Genomic DNA, 2,686 nt, shown 5'->3' on the forward strand with positions numbered 1-2,686 from the left:
AGTTCGCGGGCACGCGCCTGATGCGACACGCCGAGCGAGCCGCTGTCATGCGCGCGGTTGCGGATCAGTTGCCCATATTCGTCATCGAGCTTCGAGACAAGATGTTCGGCATATTCGCGGGCTTCCTGTTCGGTATCGCGCACCACCATATGGACGCGCAGGCCGTAATCCAGCGTGCGGCCATGGGCGGCGGCGCGCTCATTTGCGGCACGCATGCGGTCCGCAAGCTGGTCCTTCGTTTCCGGCCACATCAGATAGACGTCGCATTGCGCGCCGCAGAGTTCCAGCGCATCCGGCGAGTAGCCACCGAAATAAAGGAGCGGTCCGCCATTCTGCTGATAGGGTCTTGCCGGCTCGGTGGAGACGCCCTTGAACTGGTAGATTTCGCCGTCATGGTCGATGGTGTCGCGCGTCCAGGCCTGGCGCAGAATCTCAACCACCTCATGGCTGCGCTTGTAGCGAAAGGCGCTATCGGCCACTTCGCCGGGGAAATCGGAGCTGATGACGTTGAGCGTCAGGCGGCCTTTCAGCATGTGGTCGAGCGTCGCCACCGTGCGCGCCAGCATGATCGGCTGCATCTCGCCGCAACGGATAGCAGCAAGAAAATTGATGCGGTCGCTGATCGGCGCACAGCCGGCGACGAAGCTCAGCGTATCCTGCCCCACCTGATAGGAGGAAGGGCAGAGGATGTTGCGAAAGCCGAGTTCTTCGGCCTTTTTGACGATATCGGAACAATGTTCGAAACTGGAGCGCAGGCTGCCATCCGGCACACCAAGATAGGCGTAGTCATCGGAACACAAAGCGGAAAACCAGGAGACCTCGGCAGCATCGAGATCAGCGGATGTAACGGGTACGACGGTCATGCAATTCCTCCTCAGGGCCGCTCTCGTTTTTCTTGCATAACATCAAGAAATATGTAAATCAATGATGTATCAATTTTTGTTTCGGGGGAGGAAACGGCATATGAAACACACTGGCGGCAGCCTGCCAATGTATATGCAGATCGCGGAAATGCTGGTGCGCGAAGTGGCGGCGGGCCGGCTGATCGATGGCGAGAAGCTCGCGCCGGAGCGCGATATGGCGGCCGATCTCGGCATCGCCGTTGGCACGCTTCGCAAGTCGCTCGCCGAATTGCAGGAGCGCGGCCTGCTGGAGCGGGTGCAGGGCTCGGGCAATTACATTCGCGCCGTCAGCGATCCGCAAAGCGTCTACGCCTTCTTCCGGCTTGAACTGATCGAGGGCGGCGGCCTGCCGACGGCGGAGGTTCTGGATGTGGCACGCCTTGCCAAGCCTGCCGACCTGCCCGCTTTCGGCACATCGACCGAAGGACACAGGATTCGTCGCCTGCGGCGCATTGCCGGCAAACCGGCGGCCATCGAGGAAATCTGGCTGGACGGTTCTTACGTCGACACCATCGCCATCGAGAACATGTCGGAATCCCTCTATCTCTATTACCGCACCCGCCTTAACCTCTGGATATCGAAGGCGGAGGATCGCATCGATCTCGGCGAAGTACCGGAATGGACACCCGAGGTCTTCGGTCAGAAATCAGGCGCGCTGGTGCCGCGGGTGTTGCGTCTCAGCCAGGCGCAGGACGGTGCGGTGGCCGAAGTTTCATGGACCTGGTTCGACCATAGCGTTGCGCGATACGTTTCTCGCATACGTTGAGACTGCGCAAAATTCGCGTGATCCAGATGAACGGAGAAATTTGACGGGAGGCAAGCAAGCAGCGGCCTGTCTCGCAGGCTGTTTTGCGACTATATTTCTTTAAATCAATGACTTAATAGTTTTTGATTTCTGTCAGAAATAAAATTGATACACTATTGATTTCCTTTTTTTGAAAGGTAATATCACGTCCTCAGGGAGACAGGCGTTTCGCCATCCCACGATATCGCCAGACAATCGGGATCGATTTTCAACGATGCGATGCGTGGAACTTGAAGGTTGATACCGGCAATGGCGTCCATCCGAATTCTGGACGCGCCGGTCGTGAGGAGGAAAATATGGCTTCGGTCAGCCTGCGCAAGCTGGACAAGAGTTACGGTGCGCTTCGCATCGTCAAGGGCATAGACCTTGAAATCAACGATGGCGAATTCGTCGTGTTCGTCGGCCCTTCCGGTTGCGGCAAATCGACGACGCTGCGCATGGTCGCCGGGCTTGAAAGCATTACCGGCGGCGAAGTGAAGATCGGTGACCGCGTCGTCAACCGGCTGCCGCCGCGCGAGCGTGACATCGCCATGGTCTTTCAGGACTATGCGCTTTATCCGCACAAGACGGTGCGCGAAAACATGGGTTTCAGCCTGAAGGTGCGCGGTGTCAGCGCCTCGCAGGCCAATGCCAGCATCGACGAGGCGGCGAAGATGCTGGGCATCGAGCACCTGCTCGACCGTCGGCCCGGCCAGCTTTCCGGCGGCCAGCGCCAGCGCGTGGCCATGGGCCGCGCCATCGTGCGCCGCCCGCAGGTGTTTCTGTTCGATGAGCCGCTTTCCAACCTCGACGCCAAGCTGCGCGGACAGGTGCGCACGGAAATCAAGCGGCTGCACCAGCAGCTCGGCACGACCATCATCTACGTTACCCATGATCAGGTGGAGGCCATGACGCTGGCAGACCGCATCGTTATCCTGCGTGGCGGCGATATCGAGCAGGTCGGCACGCCGGACGAGGTCTATAACCGTCCGGAAAGCGT

General features: G+C 59.1%; 3 protein-coding genes. 2 read left to right on the forward strand and 1 reads right to left on the reverse strand.

From position 1 onward, the window contains the following. Positions 1–863 (reverse strand): LLM class flavin-dependent oxidoreductase (locus V7D69_RS15775; protein ID WP_333606305.1); only part of this gene is annotated, 863 nt, incomplete at its 3' end. A gap of 100 nt (positions 864–963) precedes the next feature. Between V7D69_RS15775 and V7D69_RS15780 the strand changes: the two genes are divergently transcribed. Continuing rightward, positions 964–1,668: a GntR family transcriptional regulator gene (locus V7D69_RS15780; protein WP_196379059.1), complete on the forward strand. Its 705-nt coding sequence runs from the start codon at positions 964–966 to the stop codon at positions 1,666–1,668. Between the two features lie 335 nt (positions 1,669–2,003). Next, the coding region (locus V7D69_RS15785) for an ABC transporter ATP-binding protein (RefSeq protein WP_333606306.1) at positions 2,004–2,686 on the forward strand (683 nt) is incomplete at its 3' end.

This window comes from Novosphingobium sp. (assembly GCF_036733805.1).
Classification (GTDB): domain Bacteria; phylum Pseudomonadota; class Alphaproteobacteria; order Sphingomonadales; family Sphingomonadaceae; genus Novosphingobium.